Genomic DNA, 19,335 nt, shown 5'->3' with positions numbered 1-19,335 from the left:
TGGAAGTACGAGCCGAAGCAGGATCCGTCCGTGATCCCGGTCATGTGCTGTGACACGGTCAACCGCGGCCTTGCCTACGCCGACGGCGCCCTCATCCTGCACCAGGCCGACACCACCGTCGTGTCGCTAGACGCCAAGACCGGCAAGGTGAACTGGTCGGTGAAGAACGGCGACCCGGGCAAGGGCGCGACCAACACCGCCACCGTCCTCCCCGTGAAGGACAAGGTCCTCGTCGGCATCTCCGGCGGCGAGTTCGGCGTGCAGTGCTCCATCACCGCCTACGACCTGAAGACCGGCAAGCGCGTGTGGCGCGGCTACTCGGAAGGCCCGGACGACCAGCTCCTGGTCGACCCGGAGAAGACCACCTCGCTCGGAAAGCCCATCGGCAAGGACTCCTCGCTGAAGACCTGGGAAGGCGATCAGTGGAAGACCGGCGGCGGCTGCACCTGGGGCTGGTACTCCTACGACCCCAAGCTGAACCTCGTGTACTACGGCTCGGGCAACCCCTCGACCTGGAACCCGAAGCAGCGTCCGGGCGACAACAAGTGGTCGATGACCATTTGGGCGCGTAACCCGGACACCGGCATGGCCAAGTGGGTCTACCAGATGACCCCGCACGATGAGTGGGACTACGACGGCATCAACGAGATGATCCTCACGGATCAAAAGGTCGACGGCAAGGAGACCCCGCTCCTGACCCACTTCGACCGTAACGGCTTCGGCTACACGCTGAACCGCGACACGGGCGAGCTGCTGGTGGCCGAAAAGTTCGACCCGGCCGTCAATTGGGCGTCCAAGGTCGACATGGACAAGGGCTCCAAGAACTATGGCCGCCCGCTCGTCCAGGCGAAATACTCGACCGAGCAGAACGGCGAGGACGTGAACTCCAAGGGCATCTGCCCGGCGGCCCTCGGGTCGAAGGACGAGCAGCCCGCGGCCTTCTCCCCGAAGACCAACCTGTTCTACGTCCCCACCAACCACGTCTGCATGGACTACGAGCCGTTCCGGGTGACCTACACCCCGGGCCAGCCCTACGTCGGTGCGACCCTCTCGATGTACCCGGCCCCGAACTCGCACGGCGGCATGGGCAACTTCATCGCGTGGGACGGCGTCAACGGCAAGATCAAGTGGTCCAACCCCGAGCAGTTCTCGGTGTGGTCCGGTGCTCTGGCCACCGCTGGCGACGTCGTGTTCTACGGCACGCTTGAGGGCTACCTGAAGGCGGTCGACGACAAGACCGGCAAGGAGCTGTTCAAGTTCAAGACCCCGTCGGGCATCATCGGCAACGTGATGACCTACCAGCACAAGGGCAAGCAGTACGTGGGCGTCCTCTCGGGCGTCGGCGGCTGGGCCGGCATCGGCCTCGCGGCCGGCCTGACCGACCCGAATGCCGGTCTCGGCGCGGTGGGTGGCTACGCGGCCCTGTCGCAGTACACCAACCTCGGCGGTCAGCTGACGGTCTTCGCCCTGCCGAACTAATCGGCCGCAGGGTTTGACGTGAAAAACGGTGCCGGCGCGGGTTCCCGCGCCGGCACCCTTGTGATTAGACTTACTCGCAAGAGGCTGCGGCTCGGAGGGAGACGAAGAGCCTCGATCCAGGGAGACACATGCGTTGCTCAACCTCAGCAAGATCGTAACGCGGCCGGTTATCGCCGCCCTCGCCCTAGCGACCGTCTCGACGGTTGCCGTACATGCTGAGGATGCCAAGCCTGCCGACCCCAAGCTCGCCAATTCGCTGAACGCGAACGACAAGACCGCCGAGCAGGATCCCAAGCTGCTGAAGCAGGATGCTGCCGTGAAGGTCGACGACGGCAAGTATTTCGATGCCGAAGGCCACCCGACGTTCCACGTGACCCAGGACGGCAAGATGCTCGACTGGTACACGTACTCGGGCTACCGCCGGTATCACGCCGAGTGCCACGTCTGCCACGGTCCGGACGGCATGGGCTCGACCTACGCGCCGGCGCTCAAGGACTCGCTGAAGCACCTCTCCTACGAGGAGTTCATCGGCATCCTGGCGGGCGGCAAGCAGGACGTGAACGCCGCCGAACAGAAGGTCATGCCGGCCTTCGGCGACAACAAGAACGTCATGTGCTACTCGGACGACCTCTACGTCTACCTCAAGGCGCGCGCCGCCGGAGCGATCGGGCGTATCCGTCCCTCGGAGCACGAGGACAAGCCTGACACCGCCAAGAAGGCGGAGAAGGAATGCATGGGCGGCTGATGTCGTCTCTTGCCCGGATCGCCATTCTCTGCGCCCTGACACTGACCGGGGCGCAGGGGGCTCTCGCCCAGCATCTGCCGGATACCGTCACCACGGACGTGCTGCGCGTCTGCGGTGATCCGGGCAACATGCCGTTCTCCGAACGCAAGGAGGACGGCTTCGAGAACAAGATCGCGGCGATCATCGCCGACGAACTGAAGATCAAGGTCCGCTATTACTGGTTGACCCAGGGACCCGGCTTCGTGCGCAACACGCTCGGGACCGGCCTCTGCGACGTCATCATGGGCCAGGCCTTCGGCAGCGACCTCGTCCAGACCACCAATCCCTACTACCGCTCCGCCTACACGCTGGTCACCCGCGCGGGCGAACTCGACGGGGTGACGGCCCTCGACGACCCGCGGCTGAAGGGCAAGAGCATCGGCGTGATCGCCGGGACGCCGCCGGTCAACCGGATGGGCGAAGTCGGCCTCGTCTCGGCCATGAAGGCCTACGCGCCCTACCAGCTCGATCCGTCGCGGAAGTACCAGACGGTCAGCGCGGAGATCATCGCGGCGCTGGCCGCCAAGGAGATCGACGCGGCCGTCCTCTGGGGCCCGGCCGCGGGCTGGCTCGCCAAGCAGTCCGGCACGCCCATGAGCGTCGTGCCGCTGCTCAAGGAGCCGGAGCGTCCGCCGATGGCGTACCGGATCGCCATGGGTGTCCGGATCGGCGAGAACGACTGGAAGCGCTCGCTGAACACCATCCTGCGCAAGCGCAAGGCCGACATCGACAAGGTCCTGCGCGACTACGACGTGCCGCTCCTCGACGAGGAAGAGAACAAGCTCGTCGCCCCCGGCGAGCGCTGACGCGCCGCCGCGGGCCGTGGTCAGGCGCGCGCGATGCCGGTCCGGTCGAGCTTCGCCAGGGCATCCACCACGCGCTCGCCGCCGATGACGAGGTCCGGCGCGATCTCGGCCAGGGGAACCAGCACGAAGGCCCGCTCGCGCACGTAGCGGTGCGGCAGCACGAGGCGCGCGTCGTCGATGCTGGCACCTTCGTAGGCCAGGACATCGATGTCGATCACCCGCGGGCCCCAGCGCTCCTCGCGGATCCGGCCGAGGTCGTGCTCCACCCGCAGACAGGCGTCGAGCAGGCCGTGTGGATCCAGCTCCGTCTCCACCGCCACGGCGCCGTTGAGGAACCACGGCTGATCGGTCTTGCCCCAGGGCGGCGTCCGATAGTCGGCCGAGCGCGCCACGACGTCGATGCCCGGGATCGCCGCGAGGCCGGTGACCGCGCGGTCGAGCATCGCGGCCATGTCGCCGACATTGCTGCCGATGCCGAGATACGCCCTCATCGACCCGCCCCGCGGCGGCGCGTGATCGCGACGCCGACGCTGTCCAGGATGGCGGGGACGGGCGCGCTCGGCTTGTCGACCTGCACGGTGATCGCCGCGACGCGCGCGAAGCGCGCGAGGATCTCCGCCGCGACCGTCTCGGCCAGGGCCTCGATCAGGTTGAACCGGCGCACGGTGGCGATCTCGACGGCCAGCGCCGTCAGATCCGCGTAGCTCACCGTGCCGGCCACGTCGTCGGAGCGACCCGCCGGGCCGAGATCGAGTTCGGCTTCCAGGGAGATGTAGAAGCGCTGGCCGAGCACCGCCTCCTCGGCCAGCACGCCGTGCCGGCCGAACACGGCGATCCGGGTGACGCGGATCAGGTCGCCCGCCATGCTCAGCGCGCCTCCGGCCGCATCACGGCGTCGACGACGCGCATCGCGTCGATATGCGCCGCGACGTCGTGCACGCGCACGATGTCGGCCCCGAGGGTGGCCGCGACGGCGTGGGCGGCGATGGATCCGTGCAGGCGATCCGCCGGACGGGTTTCACGGTCGTGCAGGCGTCCGAGGAGCGACTTGCGGGACACGCCGACCAGGACCGGGAATCCGAGGGCGCGGATCTCGGGCAGCCGCCGCAGCGCATCGAGATGCTGGTTCCAGGTCTTGCCGAAGCCGACCCCCGGGTCGAGCACGATCTCCGAATCGACGAGACCCGCGCGGTGGGCGATCGCCAGCGACCGCTCGAAGAAGGCCAGCATGTCGGCGACGATGTCGAGATCCGGCTCGATCGTCTCGCGGTTGTGCATGATGATGACCGGTGCGCCGTGCGCGGCCGCCACGGTGGCGATGTCGGGCTCGCGCTGGAGGCCCCAGACGTCGTTGACGATCCGCGCGCCCGCCTCCAGCGCGACGCGCGCGGTCGAGGCCTTGTAGGTGTCGATGGAGATCGGCACCGGCAGCCGCGGCGCCACCGCCCGGATGACTGGCACGACGCGGGCCTGCTCCTCCTCGGCGGGGACAGGAACGTGGCCGGGCCGCGTCGATTCCCCCCCGACGTCGAGGATCGCCGCCCCCTCGGCGACCAGCCGTTCGGCCTGGGTCACCGCCTCGGCCTCCCCGGCGAAGAGGCCGCCATCCGAGAAGGAATCGGGCGTGACGTTGAGGATGCCCATGACGAGCGTGCGGCCGCCGAGGGCGGGCAGCAGGTCGGACAGGCGGGAGGAGGGGGTCACAGGCGGGTCCCGTTCACGAACGCGGTTCGGGAGCCGGTGTGCGCGAATCGGGAGGCCGGCGCAACGCCGGCCTCGCCGTTCGATTCAGCCGCGATAGCAGCGGATCTCGGCCTCGGCCTGGGCGCGGCGCAGCTCCGCGACCTTGTCGTCGAAGATCTTGGTCGACTTGAACTCGTTCGCCCGGTTGCCGATCCCCTGCCGCATCGAGAGCACCGTGCTCGCCTGGACGTACTTGTCGTACGGCAGGATCGCGGCGAGCTGATCCAGCGAGCACGAGCATTTCTGCAGGCTCTCGCGGGTCTGGCCGTTGGCGGCCATGCAGCCGAACACGTAGTCGACCCGCGCGTCGGTCGGGTAGTCGTTCTCCTCGGCGGCCCAGCCGGCCAGGCCCGACAGCGTCAGGGCGAGGGCGGCCAGCGCGCCCCGTTCAGCCAGCCTTCTGATCATAGCTCAGCTTCTCCTCGAGCAGTTCGCCCCCGTCCGGGCTCTTCGACGACGCCTCGATCGAGACGATCTCGCCCGGGACCGAGGGGGCGGTGACGAAGGTATAGGTCATGTCGTCCATGCCGCGCATGCGCTGCGCCATCGCGTCGCCCGCGAACGGCTTCGTGACCACGCGCCAGCCGTCGACCTCGCGGCCGCCGATATCCACTTTGGTCGGCGTCACGATCGCCTTCTCGCGCAGGCCCTTGCGGATCGCGAGCTTGAGGTAGCGCGGGTTCGCCTCCAGCACCTTCGCGACGGCGCGCAGGTGGTTCTCCAGGAACAGCGAGACGACCGGATTTCCCGACATGTCCTCGAACGGGCCGGCCGGCATCCGGTTCAGCCCGGAGAACATCACGACGCTGATGTCGCGGCCCTCGGCGCTCTTCCCGGGCGTCACCTTGAGCTGAACCGTGTCCTCCAGCGGCGCCCCGAACGGGCCCTTCGAGATCCCAGAGCGACGCAGGTAATCGTAGGTCAGCGTCGAGCCCGGCGCCGTGTTCTTCATGTGCGGCTGGTCGAACAGCAGGTCCGCCGCGGAGGGCGGGGCGGCGGCGTTCGCCTGGGTGACGGTGGCGGGCTTCGGCGCGTCCTCGGCGAGGGCCGGCAACGCGGCCAGAACCAGCGCGACCGACGTCGCCGCGAGGCTCCTCACGACAAGACTTCTCACGAGTTCACTTCCTCCTTGAGCGGCGACCGGACGTTGCTGCCGATCGTCCGGTAGACGTAGTCGGGCGGGTTCTCGGCCGCCTCCTCGGTGGCCAGCGCCCGCACCTTGGCGTGGAGCGGCGAGAGCGAGCAGGCCGGATCCGTGGCGGCCGCGTCGCCCGCGAGTGCGAGCGCTTGGCAGCGGCAGCCGCCCCAGTCCTTCTCGCGCCGGTCGCAGGATCGGCAGGGCTCCTTCATCCAGTCCGTGCCGCGATAGGCCGTGAAGGCGGGGGAGTCGCGCCAGATCTCGCCGAGGGCGTGGTCGTTGACGTTCCAGAACTCCAGCCCCGGGATCGTCTCAGCGGCGTGGCACGGCAAAACCTTGCCCTGCGGCGTGACGTTCATGAGCTTGCGGCCCCAGCCGCCCGCGCAGGCCTTCGGGTACTTCGCGTAGTAGTCGGGCACGACGAGGTCGATGACGAGCTGGCCCTTCAGGCGCTCGCGGGCCGCCTCGACGATCCGGATCGACTCGTCGACCTGCGCCTTGTCGGGCATCAGGGCGGCGCGGTTGACGTAGGCCCAGCCGTAATACTGCGTGTGCGCCACCTCGAGCCGCTTGGCGCCCATCTTCACCGCGAGATCGATGAAGCCCGCCACCTCGTGGATGTTGCCGCGGTGAATCACCGAATTCAGCGTGAGGGGCAGGCCGAGTTCGACCACCTTGGCGGCGAACTCGAACTTCTGCGGCTGCGCGTTCTTCAGGCCGCCGATCTTCTCGGCGTTCTGCGCGTCGACGCCCTGCACCGACAGCTGCACGTGGTCGAGCCCGACGTCGTAGAGCGCCTGGAGCTTCGCCAGCGCCCCGCCGACGCCGGAGGTGATCAGGTTGGAGTACAGGCCGAGATCGGCGCAGGTCTTGGTGATCTCGACGATGTCGTTGCGGGCGGTCGGCTCTCCGCCGGACAGGTGCACGTGCAGGACGCCGAGCGCCGCGGCCTCCCCGAGGACGCGCTGCCAGGTCTGCGTGTCGAGCTCGCCCGACCGGCGGTCGAGCTCCAGCGGGTTCGAGCAGTACGGGCAGCGCAGCGGGCAGCGGTGGGTCAGCTCGGCGAGCAGACCGACCGGTGCCGGCGCATCGGATCGGTTCGGCGTCGGCGCGTTCATCGCTCGAGAACCCGTTTCTCCGCGAGGCCGTCGAGCATCACCAGGATGTCCGCCTCGATGGCGCGCGGATCGGCCGCGTAGGTCTTGCCCAGCTCGTCCGCGATGTCGGACACGCTGCGCGCGCCGTCCACCAGCTTGAGGACCGCGACGGCGTTGTCGTCGAGATCGAAGGTGCGCTCGGGGGCGAGCAGGACCCACTTCCCACGGGTCTCGTCGTTGCGCAGCCGGACGCCGCGCGGCAGCCGCGGGCGATCGCCGGCCGCCATCTTACCGCCGGACGCGCCCGGCTTGGCCTGGGACGCCTCGGACACGAGACCCTCGCCGGGCTGCCAGGCGTCCGGGGGGACCATGCCGGGGGCGACATAGGCGAAGTACAGGGCGTCGAGCTGCGTCCAGAGCACGGTGCACTTGAACGTCAGCGCCGCCATCGCCTGCCGCTGCAGCTCCGGGGTCGTGGCGTGCTGCTTGACGTAGTCCAGGGCGAAGTCCGCATCCCGCGGCGCCTGGGTCAGGCGCTTGTCGAAGTAGGCCAGCGTGTCTTTGGTGATGAAGTCGTAGTTCTTCAGCATCCCGGCCACGCGCTCGGAGATGATCGTCGGCGAGAACATCTCGGTCAGCGAGGAGGCGATCGCCTCCAGGAGCGTCCGCTCGGAGACGAAGTGGACGTAGGCCTCCACCGAGAACTTCGTGGCCGAGAGGATGCCGCGGGTGGACAGGACGTAGTCGCGGTCGAAGCCGACGCCCTCCGCCAGCTTGAGCCAGCGCTCGATGCCGCCGTCACCCTCGTGGTCGCCGTCGTGGTCGACGATGCGCTGGCGCCAGATCCGCCGCAGCGACGCGTCGGTCATGCGGGCCAGCACGGCCGCGTCCTTCACCGGGATCATCGCCTGGTAGTAGTAGCGATTCAGGGCCCAGGCCCGGACCTGATCCTTCGACAGCTTGCCGTCGTGCAGCAGCCGGTGGAACGGGTGCAGGTTGTGGTAGCGGCGCGCGCCGATATCGCGCAGGGCCGCCTCCAGCTCCTCGGGACTCAGGAGACGCTGACTGTCGGCGGTGTCCGGGGTCGGGAAGATGGCGTTCATGGCGTGTCCGGCGTCCGTTCTCGACCTGCGTTTCCTGTATCCTGATCCCGCCCTCGTCTGTGGGGCGAACGTCCGGGCTCAGGGACGATATAGTGCCGGCAACCGACGGGCCCAACCGTCGGTCGCCTGCGGACCGCCCGTTCGCGGCGCCGATGCCTGCGGCACAGGGCCCTGATCGTCGTCGTGCCGACCTGACCAGGAAGTGCCGATCATCGAGCCTCGGGTGCGACCGGACTTCGACCTCAGCCCTCGTTCGAGGCTCGCCCGCGCGGGCCCTTCCCGGTGGGGTCCGGGTCGGGGATCCCGACCGCGCACCGCCTACAGCGACAGACTCAGCCCGTCGTGCGCCACGGTCCAGCCGGCCGCCTCGACATCCGCCCGCTCCGGCGATCCTTCGACCAGCACCGGGTTGGTGTTGTTGATGTGCACGAAGACGCGCCGCCCGATCTCGACCGCCGCCAAGGCGTCGATCGAGCCGTTCGCGCCGCGCATCGGCACGTGACCCATGCGCCACCCTGTCTTGGTACCGACGCCGGCCCGGATCATGTCGTCATCGTGCAGGACGGTTCCGTCGAACAGCAGAGCGTCGACGCCCGCGATCCGCGCGCGCAGACCGTCCGTCACCCGGGCACAACCGGGAATGTAGGCGAGGCGGCGGCCGCCGGCCTCGATCAAGGCCCCGACGGTGGTCTCGGTCTCGGCACCGATCTCCATCGTTTCGTCCTCCAGCCAGAGCGGCACCTTGCCGGGCACCGGGAAGAGGGTGACCGACAGGCCGGGCAGGGGCTCGAAGCGCTGGTCCATGCCGATCGGCTGCCGGGCGACGACGCCCTCGGCCATCACGTCGAAGACGCGGTTGGCATTGACGGAGTCGAGGATCCCGCGCGTGCCGTAGAGCGTGTAGGGCTGACCTTCGCGCAGGGTCAGGAGACCCGCGACATGGTCGACGTCGCCGTTGGTCAGGAGAACCGCGCGGATCGGCGAGTGGCGCAGGCCCTCGCGCGGATGCATCTGCGGATTGTCGAAGAGCTGTTGCCGGATATCCGGCGAGGCGTTGATCAGCAGCCAATCCGACCCGTCCGCGGAGACCGCGATGCTCGACTGGGTCCGGGGCCGCACCCGGTCCAGTTCGGACCGCGCCAGCGTGCAGATGGGGCAGCGGCAATTCCACTGGGGAAGGCCGCCGCCGGCCGCGGAACCGAGGATCACGACGCGCATGGTGCGGCTCCCGAGATCCCCGGCCCGTAAAACTCAGTTGAAGGTGTCGATCTCGGCCGACTCGTAGCTCGTCACTTCCATGCCGACGCAGATCTCGGACACGATCGGGGCAGCCCACTTCATGGTGTTTCTCCTCAGGCGATATCATCACCGCGTGTCGCGCGGATCCTAAGAGGACCCTAAGACACTGATGGCGCTCTCATTTCCGGCGCGAGAGAGGTATCGACGATTCACGCGCGGGCTTCAAGCACTAAGTTGCCGGATCCTCCCAAATTTTTCGTGAGAGACTTCCTAAGCGTCCGGAAACCATCACGAAACAGGCGACCCTGCGACTAAAGTACAGTGGCTCACTGGCGGAAGTCGGGACCGCGCAGTTCGAGCATGAATCCTTTGCCGCGCACGGTGACGAGGCCCGGCCCGCCGTAGCGCACGAAATCGGCCATCTTGGAGCGCAGGTAGCCGATATAGACGTCGACCACGTTGAGGGAGAGCCCGCCCTGGCTGGCCCAGAGCCGGTCGAAGATGTCGGCGCGGGAGACCGGCTTGCCGATATTCTCCATCAGCATGGCGAGCAGGTCGGCCTCGCGGGGCGTGAGGCGGGCGCTGGCCTCGCCGCAGCTCGCTTGCCGGGTCTCGAGGTCGAGCATCAGCTTGCCGGCGGTGATGCGCGAGCGCGGCGCCTCCGCCTGCTCGCGCCGCATCAGATGGGTCCGCAGGCGGGCGACCAATTCGTCGAACTCGAACGGCTTGACGATGTAGTCGTCGGCGCCGAGCGCCAGGCCTTCGGCGCGGTCGCGGATCTCGTCCCGGGCCGAGAGGAACAGGATCGCTCCGGGGAAGCCGCCCTCCCGCAGGGACCGGCAGACGTCGTGGCCCGATCCGTCCGGGAGGTTGATGTCGAGGAGCACGGCGCCCGGGGCCGGATCGTGGGCGGCCTTCAGCGCTTCGTCGACGCAGGCCGCCGTCCCGACCTCGAATCCCTCGGCTTCGAGACCCCGGGCGAGGAGGCCGCGAATGTCGATATCGTCCTCGACGATCAGGATCCGCGTCATGCGGCCGACTCCTTCACCTGCGCGCCCACTCGGGCACCGACAGCAGCGCCGTCGGCCGCGCCCGTTTCCCATGCCGGATCGCAGGCCGGGATGTCCAGGGTGACCCGGGCCCCGCGTCCGTCCGGCCCGGGCCCGAGTCGGATCGTGCCGCCGTGCTGCTCGACGATCCAGCGCGCCAGGGCGAGCCCGATGCCGAACCCGGTCTCGTCCGGCCCGGCGCCCGTGCCGCGCTTGAAGCGCTCGAACAGCGCCTCCTCCGGGGCACCGAAGCCGGGACCATCATCCGTGATGGTGATCCGCCCGACCGGTCCCGGACCTGCCGCCAGGGCGACCTCGACCCGGGTGAGGCCGGCGGCGTGGCGGAGCGCGTTGTCGACGAGGCTCTCGACCGTCTGGCGCATCCACTCGCGGTCGGCGAGGCTCTCGACGTCCCGGCTGCCCGGATCGAGGGTGAGACCGACCCGGCGGCGCGCCGCCTCGGAGCTCATGTTGTCCACGGCCTCCGCGAGGACTTGGGCGAGCCCCAGACGGCGCTTGTCGAACGCGATCTCGCCGGACTCCGAGCGGGCGACGCGGAGAAGGTCCTCGACGCGCAGCTTGAGGCGCTGCGCCCGCTTCTTGATCGTGGCGAAGACAGGCCCCGGATCGGCGCCCCGGGACGCGCCGCGCAGGGCGAGGTCGCACTCGCCCAGGATCACCGTCAGGGGCGTGCGCAGCTCGTGGCTGACATCGGCGAAGAAGCGGCGGCGGGACTGATCGACCGCCTCCAGCCGGGCGTTGGCGGCGCGCAGGTCGGCGGTGCGCGCCGCCACCGTGTCCTCCAGCGCCGCCCGGTCGGCCGCGACCCGCGATTCCCGCCGTGCCAGCCGGGCGGCCATGCGGTTGACGTTCGTCATCAGCAGGCCGAGCTCGTCCCGCGTGGCGACGGAGAGGCGCGTGTCGAGGGCGCCGTGGCCGATGGCGCTCGCGGCGCGGCGGACCTCCTCGATGCGCGCCAGGGTCGGCCGGGTGACGCCCCGGTACAGGATCGCCAGCAGCACCAGGGCCGCCGCCACCGCGGCCGCGGCGGCCACCCGCAGGCGCTCGGACAGCGCCCGGGCCTGCTCGGAGCCGAGCGCCATGCTGCGCCGCTCGGCCTCGATGAGGAAGGAGAGGGGCTGGCCGGTCATGGCGCCGAAGCCGTTGAGCGCGCCCTTGATCGCGTCCTGACGCCGCTCCTGATCGGTCTGGCGGCTGATCAGCGAGACCTGCCGGTCCAGCACCGCGCGGGCCGCGCGCAGCTGCGCCATCGGGCGGGTGCGCGCGGCGTACTGCATCCGGTCGGCCGGGTCGTCGCTCGGCGGGAAGCTCTTGGCGAGCGCCTCGTCCACGGTGGTCAGGGCCCGATCGGCGTTGTCGCGGGCGATCGCCATCGCCTCGGGCTGGCCGTCGGGGTTGCCGACGGTCTCCACGGCCGCGAGACCGAACTGGGTGAGGCGGCCGGACAGCTCGGCCAGCAGCTCCAGGCGCCGCTGAGCCTCGAGGGTCCGGTCGACGGTCCGCTCCGCCGCCCCGATCGCCGCCAGCGCGGCCGCGGCGGCCAGCACCACCACGATGGCGGTGCCGCCGAGCAGCAGCGCGAAGCGGACCTTCAGCGAGCGCATCGTCCCCGTCCCGCCCTCAATCCCGCTCCGCGGGCGAGCCCGAGCATGGCACCGCCGGGGCGCCGAACCAAGGTGCCGTCGAGGGCGTCGTCACAGGTCCTTCGGCAGGCTGCCCTTGGCGGCGCAGCGCCACCGCTCCACGTGCCATTCCGGATGTGCGGCCTGCCAGGTCGCGAGCGCGCTCTGCGAGTTGCGCAGGCACACGAAAGGGCTCGATTTCTCGAAGGACATCTCGATCCGGTCCTCGCGGCAGGTCGAGGGCTGGGCGACGAGACAGATCGACAGCAGCAGCAGCATGGGCGCCTCCCCGGGCTGCCGGCCTCGAGCGGGCCGGCTTGGACGGGAGAATAGGACGCGCCCACGCCCATTGCCCAGGCGACGTCAGGCCGCGACCCAGATCTCGCCCTTGGCGATCGTCGCGAGGTCGCCGGAATAGCGGCGCAGCGGCTTGCCGAGGAGGTCGGCGTGCTCGGCGCTCAGGCCGCGCAGGGCCTTGGCCAGCAGCCGCAGGAACACGAGGTCGTGCGTCCCGGTCTCCACGAAGGTCGGCGACATCCGGCCGTGGGCGCCGACGAGGAGCGTCCCGCGGCGCATGCCGAAGCCGGGGTGGTCGCCGACCGCGAGCGCCGCCAGGGTGCCGGCGATCATGCGCGAGCCCGCGTACGCCCCCGCGCGCCCGGCCACGATCGTCCCGCGCCGCATCCGGTCGCCGAGATGCGCGCCGGCCGCACCGCGGATGATCAGCGTCGCGCCGTCGAGACCCGCCTTCGCGGCGTAGACCGCGCCCCCGGCATAGTCACCGGCGTCGCCCTCGACGGTGATCGTGCCGCCCGTGGCGCCGGAGGCCGCGTAGGGCCCGGCATTGCCGGTGACGATCAGGCTGCCGCCCGCCATGCCGGCCCCGAGGCGCTGGCCGACATCGCCGGTGACCCGGATCGTGCCCTCGGCCAGCGACGCGCCGACCCGGTCGAGGCGCTCGTGGCCGCCCTCGATGGTCAGGGTGTCGGAACCGTCCAGCGCGACCGCGAAGCAGTCGCCGAGGCGCACGCCGGTCCGGGTCGTGCCGATCTCGAGGCGCTCGACCTCGCCCTGGGACAGGCGGCTCAGGGCGAGCGGGTTGATGTTCAGGAGGTCCAGCCGCTCGGGCGGGGCCGCGCGCAGGGTGAGGGTGCTCACGGCTCAGCCCTCCGGCTTGGCGTCGTCGCGCGCGATCAGGTCGCGCAGGTGGTAGTGGTGGCGGCCGAGATTGCCGCCGTAATTGCCGGCCGTGACGGCGATCAGGCCGTGCTTGCCGCCGATCTCGGTGGCGGCGTGCAGGCCGGCGCGCATCGAGTCGGACACGCCCTGCGAGGTGAGGGCGTCGATCACGATCTCCAAGACCACGCCGCACTCGGCCGGCAGCGCCGAGCCGGCGCGGCCCTTCAGGGTCGGGCAGTAGGCGTCGTTGGTCGAGGCCATCATGCCCTTGGTCCGGCCGCCGACCTTGGAGCCGGAGCGGACGATGCCGCCGGGGAACGGGAGGATCGCGCCCGGCACCGCCTTGGCGGCCTCGACGGCGATCTCGGCGACCTTGAGTGTCTCGGCGTGGGTGCGGCCGAGGAACAGCAGGTTGCCGCCGCCGACCGCGCCGTCGACGGCCCGGACCGCGTCCTCGCAGAGGAACTCGCCGTCCATCACCGGGATGCGCCAGTAGCGCCGGGCCTTGCCGGTGGCGTCGTGCAGGCGCTTGGCCACCGCGAAGCCGTCGCCGAAGTACCGGATCGCGCCGCCGAGCTTGATCTTGGTCGGCCCGTCGACGCCCGCGTAGCAGGCGGTGCCCGGGCAGGTGAGGATGCACTGGCCGACCCGCTTGATCAGCTGGTCCTTCAGGCCGTTCGGCTCGAAGCCGAACAGCAGGATGCGCACGCCGGGCCGCCCGTCCGGAGTCTCCTCCGGCGACAGCTCGGCGTCGATGCCGGCCTCGGCGCCGCAGCCGATGACCGAGGTGGCGAAGCCCGTCATCGTGGTCGCGGCGATCATCGCCCACTTGGCGGTGTCGTTCGTGACGATGATGGCCGTGCCGGCCACGTCGAACGCCTCCGCGAAGGTGTCGACGACCGGGATGCCGTTGAGGGTGAGGTCAGACATCGTACTTCCCGCGGCTCGCCCCGCTGATCACGCCCGGCATGGCACCGCCTCGAAAGTCTCCCGGCCCTCGCCGAAGGCCGCGTCGGGCACGGCGAAGCTGTCGAGACCCTCGCCGAACCGCTCCGTGAGGTAGGTGTCGGCGCGCTTCGCCATGGCCTTGTCGGACTCGACGGTCAGCGACAGCGTGCGACCGGCGCGCCACTCCACGACCTCGCCGTCCTCGACGATCGGCACGCCGTCCTTCAGGACGAGCTTGGCCGCGGTGAACATCGCGGTGCGGTTCGCGTCGTCGCGGTAGACCGCGACGTCGGCCCGGGCGCCGGCCCGCAGGTGGCCGCGGTCGGCGAGGCCGAGGAGCTTCGCCGGTCCGGACCGGGTCAGCTGCGCGATCTCCGAGAGCGTGTACTCGCGCTCCAGTCCCGGCAGGCTCGAGCGCTCCCCCACGACGCTCGGCAGCGTCGCGATCTCGCGGTCGCGCTCCGACTTGTCCATCAGCAGGTGGATGATGCGCGGGTACTGCGTGAACGGGCCGCCGTTCGGGTGGTCGGTGGTCAGGATCGTCCGCTCCGGGTCGGTGGAGAGCAGCATGATCTCCAGGCCGATCGCCCATTGCAGCGAGCTGGTCGGGCCCCGGGGCCGGTACAGGAACGGCACCACGCCGCCGCCCTCGGCGTCGCCCGCGTTCAGGACCCACTTCTTCGGCTTGGCGCCCTTGCGGCCGGCGAACTGGCGGAGGATGTCGAGGGACACCGTCACGGTCTGGCCGAACACGACCTGCCCGATATCGAGGGTGGCGTTCGGGTTGTCGGTGATCGCCTGGGCGATCCGCTCGGCGGCCGAGCGGAAGCCGCCGGTGCCGGGATTGGCCGGGTCGACCGCGCCGTAGGCGTAGAACTGCGCGTGGGCGAAGTGGATGCGCCGGCCCTCCGCTGCATCCAGGGTCGCCATGAAGCTGTCGTCCGCTCCGGGCAGGCCCAGGTTGTTGCAGTGGACGTGCAGCGGGTGCGGGACGCCGATCTCCTCGACCGCGTCGAGGAGCGAGCCCATGATCTGCCGGGTCGAGAGCCCGTAGCAGGGGATCTCGTCGTCCAGCGACAGGCGCAGCGCCCCGTCCTTGAAGGCGGAGGCGCCGCCCGCGTTGATGCACTTCACCCCGAGGCCGCGCGACTGGGCGACCGACAGGGCGACGAGGTCGCGCACGGCGTTGCCGCCCTGGCGCTCGCGCAGCATCTCCAGAAGCTGGTCGTCGTTGCCCATCACCGTGAGGGCGCCGCGGTCGAGCAGCGGGATGTCGGCGAGCTCGAGCTGCGTGCCCAGGGCGTGGGTCGGCGGCATCGCCGGCTCGACGGCCGTGGTGTAGCCCATCCGCGCGTAGGTCGAGCCGATCCAGGCCGCGGCCCCGCCCGCATGGGCGAAGGGATGGCCGTCGGGCGCCGCCTCGCTGACGTAGAGGTCCGGCAGCAGCAGCCGCGAGGTGATCACGTTGCCGCCGGCGATGTGCGAGTGCACCTCGACGCCGCCGGCCATCACCACGCAGCCGGCGGCGTCGATCACCGCGTCGGGCTCGCGGCCCGGCGGATCGACGACGCGGCCGTCCTCGATCCAGACGTCGCCCACGGAATCGCGGGACGCGGTCGGATCGACGACGCGCCCGCCCCGGATCACGCTCAGCATGCGGGTTCACTCCTCGACGCGGCCGGGCCCGTGACCAGGCGCTCCCTGAGGGCGCCCAGCACCGACGCGGCCGACGGCAGATCCGACGGCGCCGAGGCCGGCCAGAAAGTCAGCGCGGCGCGCTGCTCGTTCCACAACACGCCGCCGTGGTCGCGGCCGGGCTGGCCGACCGAGATCACCACCTCGGCGGCCTTGGCCTCACCGTCCGCGACCAGCGCGACGGAGGGGATGTTCGACAACCAGTCCGGGCGCGACACCGGGACGGCGCCGAGCCAGAGGACCGCGTCGACCTCGCCGGCGGCGACCTGCCGGGCGGCGTCGAAGCGCCAGGGATCGTGCTCGGGCACGCGGCGCCCGAAGCCGCTGCGCGGCGCCTGCCCGGTGAGCCAGGCCGAGACCGGCACCACCGCCCGGTCCTGACCGGTGCCGCCGACCGCGAGGGTGAAGCAGCGCGTCGTCTCGCTGAGCTCCATGGCGAGGCCCTGGAGCATCTCGATGCCGACCTCGCCGAGTTCGGCCGCGTCGTAGAGGAGCACGCCGTACTGCGCGGCGGCGAGCCGGGCGGCGATCTGGCCGGGCAGATCGTCGCCGGCCAGATGGCCGCGGGCGTGGGCGCGCAGCACGCCGACCGCCTCGGTCAGCCCGCCCTCGGCCGGCCAGGACAGCGACGCGGTGGCGTTGGCGCCGACAGCCAGAAGGGTGCGGTCCGACCCGGCGGCGCGACCGCGGCTCGGCTTGCCGTCGACGAGGCGCTTCAGGAGCGGCGCCTGCCAGGGGGCGGCGCCCACCACCAGCACCAGGTCGGCGCGGCCGACAGCCTCGGCGGGCGTCGAGGTCAGCGCCCCGACCCGGCTCAGCGATCCGAGTTCCGCGTAGGTGCCGGCCGAGCCGGCGGTGTCGACGGAGGCGCCGATGCGGCCCGCGAGATCGTAGGCCGCGCGGATCGCGGCCACGTCGGCGCTGAGGCCGGCGATCACCGGCGCGCGCGCCTTGGCGAGCAGGGACGCGGCCGCCTCGATGGCGGTGCCAGCGTCCGTCGCGCCACCCTTCACCCAGGCTGCCATGCTCCCTCTCGCAACGTTCTTGCTTGGTTTCGGAGCGGGCGACGGCCGTAAGACCGGACGAAGCGGGTGCCCCTCGAGCCCGAGGGTTCCCCACCGAATCGGAATGGCTCATCCGCCCGGCGTGTCCGGGCAGGCGGCAAACTCGGCGCGCCGTCGCGGCCTTAGGTTTGCATTCATCCGCGCACCGCGGCAAGGGGGTCCGGCGGCGTTGCGCGTCGGGAAGTGAATCGCGGGTATCGGTTCGCCGCCGCGCGCGGCGCCGCGACCGGGCCCCGGATCGCGGGGCATCGGCGCCGCGGGACGGCCTTGCGGTCGCTCCGGGCGGTCTGTTCTGCGCCGCCGGCGGGCACGATCCGCGCGCGCCCACGTTGCCCGGTCCGGGGACGCGTGTGAAAAGCGCGCCGCGCGGGCGCCGGACCTGCGGGATTCGAGGGAAGTGCGTTGGGCGAGGTCCCCGAACGGAACGAGGCGGCGGCGGACGGTGCCGTGCGGGTCGAGGCGCCGGCGCGGCTGCATTTCGGGTTCCTGGACCTGCACGGCGGGCTCGGCCGCCGCTTCGGCAGCATCGGGCTGGCCATCGACGCGCCGTCGCTGGTCCTGACCGCCCGCCGGGCGCCCCGGCCCGACGTCACGGGTCCCGAGGCCGACCGCGTCCGCGGCTACGTCGGGGCCGCCGCCGCCCATCTCGGGCGCGGCGGCGACGTCGCCATCGCGGTCGAGCGGGTGATCCCGGCCCATGCCGGGTTCGGCTCGGGCACGCAGCTCGCCCTCGCGGTGGCGGCCGCGATGGCCCGCCTGAACGGCGAGCCCTTCGCGGCGGAATCCTTCGCGGCGACCCTGGACCGGGGCAACCGGTCCGGCGTCGGCCTGTGCGCCTTCACGGAGGGCGGCCTGATCGTCGACGGCGGCCGCGGCGCGGATGGCGGGCCGCCGCCGGTCATCGCGCGTCTGCCCTATCCGGAGACCTGGCGGATCGTCCTGATCCTCGATCCGAGCATGGCGGGCGTGCACGGGACGCGCGAGGTCGAGGCCTTCCGCGACCTGCCGCGCTTCCCCGAGGCGCAGGCCGCCGAGATCTGCCGGATCGCGCTGATGCAGGTGATGCCCGCCGTCGCCCTGGCGGAGCCGCAGGGCTTCGGCGCCGGCATAACCCGGATCCAGACGCTGATCGGCGACCACTTCGCGCCTCATCAGGGCGGCCGTTACGCCAGCGCCGCGGTGGCGGAGGCGCTCGCCAGCGTCGCCGCGCAGGGCATCGCGGGCTACGGCCAGTCCTCCTGGGGGCCGACCGGCTTCGCGCTGGTCCCGTCCGAGGCCGAGGCCCGCGCCCTTGTGGCCAGCCTCGACCGGGGCGGCCCTCTCCGGTTCGTCATCGCCCGCGGCCGCAACGGTGGCGCTTCGGTAACCGGTCCGGCGTGAGCCGGTCGCCCCGGGCTTGACCCGGGGCGCCGCTCCGGGTTTGGACGGAGGGAAGGCGCCTCTCTCGCGCGCCGCACGAGGATTCCATGGCCCGCTCGATCCTCCACATGCTGACGCCGCTCCGGCACATGAGCCCGTTCGACGTGAACATGGCCGTGGATGCCGGCTTCGAGACGGTGGTGACCTACACGGAGGTCAGCCTCGCCGACGTCGTCTCGCTGACCCAGGATTCGATCTTCTCGCGGTCGCCGGCCGACGGGACGCGGACGGGCATCTTCATCGGCGGCAAGAACGCCGAGGACGCCCTCGACATGGTCGACCGCGCCAAGAAGGCCTTCGTGCCGCCCTTCGTGAACCACGTCTTCGCCGACCCGGCAGGCTCGTTCACCACCGGCGCCGCCATGGTGGCGCAGGTCTCCCGCGCCCTCCGGCAGAAATTCAACACCGACCTCACGGGCAAGCGCATCGTGATCTTCGGCGGCGCCGGCGTCGTCGCCTACGTGGCCGCGGTGATCGGCGCCCTGCAGGGCGCCACCACCGTGCTGGTCGGCCACGACGGCGAGGAGCGCGTCTCGAAGATCGCCTTCACGATGAAGTGGCGCTTCGGCGTCGAGGTGGGCGCCGTCGACGGCACGACGCCCGAGGATCGCCGCGCCGCGATCCGCGACGCCGACGTCATCCTCTCGGCCGGGCCGGCCGGCATCCCGATCCTCACCGCGGAAGACCTGAAGTCGGCGCCGAATCTGCTCGTCGCCTCGGACGTCAACGCCGTGCCGCCCGCCGGCATCGCGGGGATCGACGTCAACGCGGTGGACGTCGCGCTGCCCACCGGCAAGGGCGTCGGCATCGGCGCGCTGGCCGTCGGCGACGTGAAGTACCAGACGCAGCGGCGCCTGTTCGACCGGATGCTCGCCTCCGACACGCCGCTGTGCCTCGACTTCCGCGACGCCTACGAGCTCGCCGTGGAGATCGCCGGCTAGGCCGCTCC

21 protein-coding genes are annotated in these 19,335 nt (G+C 71.1%); 5 read left to right on the top strand and 16 right to left on the bottom strand.

From position 1 onward, the window contains the following. The 3 genes from ACTJK8_RS08425 to xoxJ all read left to right on the top strand — a co-directional run. On the top strand, positions 1-1,479 hold a 1,479-nt coding region (locus ACTJK8_RS08425), incomplete at its 5' end, for a PQQ-dependent dehydrogenase, methanol/ethanol family (RefSeq protein WP_440761785.1). A gap of 133 nt (positions 1,480-1,612) precedes the next feature. Beyond that, complete coding sequence (locus ACTJK8_RS08420) at positions 1,613-2,224, top strand: c-type cytochrome, methanol metabolism-related (protein ID WP_012317516.1); 612 nt, start codon at positions 1,613-1,615, stop codon at positions 2,222-2,224. Further along, positions 2,209-3,069 carry a rare earth element methanol dehydrogenase accessory protein XoxJ gene (gene xoxJ / locus ACTJK8_RS08415; RefSeq protein ID WP_029358380.1) on the top strand — a complete coding sequence of 287 codons (861 nt, stop codon included), beginning with the start codon at positions 2,209-2,211 and terminating at the stop codon, positions 3,067-3,069. The genes ACTJK8_RS08420 and xoxJ overlap by 16 nt, the downstream gene beginning before the upstream one ends. Before the next feature lie 20 nt (positions 3,070-3,089). On the opposite strand, the gene folK is transcribed toward xoxJ, so the two are convergent. From folK to ACTJK8_RS08335, 16 genes are all read right to left on the bottom strand, one after another. Continuing rightward, positions 3,090-3,560 (bottom strand): 2-amino-4-hydroxy-6-hydroxymethyldihydropteridine diphosphokinase, encoded by a 471-nt coding sequence (gene folK / locus ACTJK8_RS08410; protein ID WP_012317518.1) that lies wholly within the window; start codon positions 3,558-3,560, stop codon positions 3,090-3,092. Next, positions 3,557-3,934, bottom strand: a complete 378-nt coding sequence (folB, locus tag ACTJK8_RS08405) for a dihydroneopterin aldolase (RefSeq protein ID WP_043073097.1) — start codon at positions 3,932-3,934, stop codon at positions 3,557-3,559. The genes folK and folB overlap by 4 nt, the downstream gene beginning before the upstream one ends. Before the next feature lie 2 nt (positions 3,935-3,936). Next, the gene (gene folP / locus ACTJK8_RS08400) at positions 3,937-4,773 is read right to left on the bottom strand and encodes a dihydropteroate synthase (RefSeq protein ID WP_440761784.1); all 837 of its coding nucleotides are present in this window, start codon (positions 4,771-4,773) and stop codon (positions 3,937-3,939) included. A gap of 84 nt (positions 4,774-4,857) precedes the next feature. Further along, positions 4,858-5,220, bottom strand: coding sequence for a hypothetical protein (locus ACTJK8_RS08395; RefSeq protein ID WP_012317521.1), 363 nt, complete (start codon positions 5,218-5,220; stop codon positions 4,858-4,860). Beyond that, positions 5,201-5,911, bottom strand: coding sequence for a hypothetical protein (locus ACTJK8_RS08390; RefSeq protein WP_043073099.1), 711 nt, complete (start codon positions 5,909-5,911; stop codon positions 5,201-5,203). Before ACTJK8_RS08390 ends, ACTJK8_RS08395 begins: the two co-directional genes overlap by 20 nt. An 11-nt stretch (positions 5,912-5,922) precedes the next feature. Beyond that, on the bottom strand, positions 5,923-7,068 hold the full coding sequence (pqqE, locus tag ACTJK8_RS08385; protein ID WP_440761783.1) for a pyrroloquinoline quinone biosynthesis protein PqqE: 1,146 nt from the start codon (positions 7,066-7,068) through the stop codon (positions 5,923-5,925). After that, complete coding sequence (gene pqqC, locus ACTJK8_RS08380) at positions 7,065-8,150, bottom strand: pyrroloquinoline-quinone synthase PqqC (RefSeq protein WP_012317524.1); 1,086 nt, start codon at positions 8,148-8,150, stop codon at positions 7,065-7,067. Before pqqC ends, pqqE begins: the two co-directional genes overlap by 4 nt. Before the next feature lie 318 nt (positions 8,151-8,468). Continuing rightward, positions 8,469-9,368, bottom strand: coding sequence for a pyrroloquinoline quinone biosynthesis protein PqqB (gene pqqB / locus ACTJK8_RS08375; protein WP_440761782.1), 900 nt, complete (start codon positions 9,366-9,368; stop codon positions 8,469-8,471). A gap of 33 nt (positions 9,369-9,401) precedes the next feature. Continuing rightward, positions 9,402-9,491: a pyrroloquinoline quinone precursor peptide PqqA gene (gene pqqA, locus ACTJK8_RS08370; protein WP_012317526.1), complete on the bottom strand. Its 90-nt coding sequence runs from the start codon at positions 9,489-9,491 to the stop codon at positions 9,402-9,404. A gap of 224 nt (positions 9,492-9,715) precedes the next feature. Further along, positions 9,716-10,420 carry a response regulator transcription factor gene (locus ACTJK8_RS08365; protein WP_012317527.1) on the bottom strand — a complete coding sequence of 235 codons (705 nt, stop codon included), beginning with the start codon at positions 10,418-10,420 and terminating at the stop codon, positions 9,716-9,718. Beyond that, positions 10,417-12,063 (bottom strand): sensor histidine kinase, encoded by a 1,647-nt coding sequence (locus ACTJK8_RS08360; RefSeq protein ID WP_012317528.1) that lies wholly within the window; start codon positions 12,061-12,063, stop codon positions 10,417-10,419. Before ACTJK8_RS08360 ends, ACTJK8_RS08365 begins: the two co-directional genes overlap by 4 nt. Positions 12,064-12,153: 90 nt before the next feature. Then, positions 12,154-12,360: a hypothetical protein gene (locus tag ACTJK8_RS08355; protein ID WP_012317529.1), complete on the bottom strand. Its 207-nt coding sequence runs from the start codon at positions 12,358-12,360 to the stop codon at positions 12,154-12,156. Between the two features lie 84 nt (positions 12,361-12,444). Beyond that, on the bottom strand, positions 12,445-13,239 hold the full coding sequence (locus ACTJK8_RS08350) for a formylmethanofuran dehydrogenase subunit C (protein ID WP_182177523.1): 795 nt from the start codon (positions 13,237-13,239) through the stop codon (positions 12,445-12,447). Between the two features lie 3 nt (positions 13,240-13,242). Then, positions 13,243-14,190, bottom strand: coding sequence for a formylmethanofuran--tetrahydromethanopterin N-formyltransferase (fhcD, locus tag ACTJK8_RS08345; protein ID WP_012317531.1), 948 nt, complete (start codon positions 14,188-14,190; stop codon positions 13,243-13,245). Between the two features lie 27 nt (positions 14,191-14,217). Continuing rightward, on the bottom strand, positions 14,218-15,864 hold the full coding sequence (locus tag ACTJK8_RS08340; protein WP_440761781.1) for a formylmethanofuran dehydrogenase subunit A: 1,647 nt from the start codon (positions 15,862-15,864) through the stop codon (positions 14,218-14,220). Further along, positions 15,858-16,928: a tungsten-containing formylmethanofuran dehydrogenase subunit B gene (locus ACTJK8_RS08335; protein WP_012317533.1), complete on the bottom strand. Its 1,071-nt coding sequence runs from the start codon at positions 16,926-16,928 to the stop codon at positions 15,858-15,860. Before ACTJK8_RS08335 ends, ACTJK8_RS08340 begins: the two co-directional genes overlap by 7 nt. 441 nt (positions 16,929-17,369) lie before the next feature. Between ACTJK8_RS08335 and ACTJK8_RS08330 the strand changes: the two genes are divergently transcribed. Both ACTJK8_RS08330 and ACTJK8_RS08325 read left to right on the top strand, forming a co-directional pair. Beyond that, positions 17,370-18,347, top strand: a complete 978-nt coding sequence (locus ACTJK8_RS08330; protein ID WP_029358403.1) for a beta-ribofuranosylaminobenzene 5'-phosphate synthase family protein — start codon at positions 17,370-17,372, stop codon at positions 18,345-18,347. Between the two features lie 86 nt (positions 18,348-18,433). Next, positions 18,434-19,327: an NAD(P)-dependent methylenetetrahydromethanopterin dehydrogenase gene (locus ACTJK8_RS08325; protein ID WP_440761780.1), complete on the top strand. Its 894-nt coding sequence runs from the start codon at positions 18,434-18,436 to the stop codon at positions 19,325-19,327. Positions 19,328-19,335 lie beyond the last annotated feature (8 nt).

This window comes from Methylobacterium sp. 22177, assembly GCF_052045615.1.
GTDB classification, from domain to species: Bacteria; Pseudomonadota; Alphaproteobacteria; order Rhizobiales; family Beijerinckiaceae; genus Methylobacterium; species Methylobacterium radiotolerans.
Note: the sequence above shows the minus strand (reverse complement) of the source record. Positions and strands in the feature narration are given on the sequence as shown.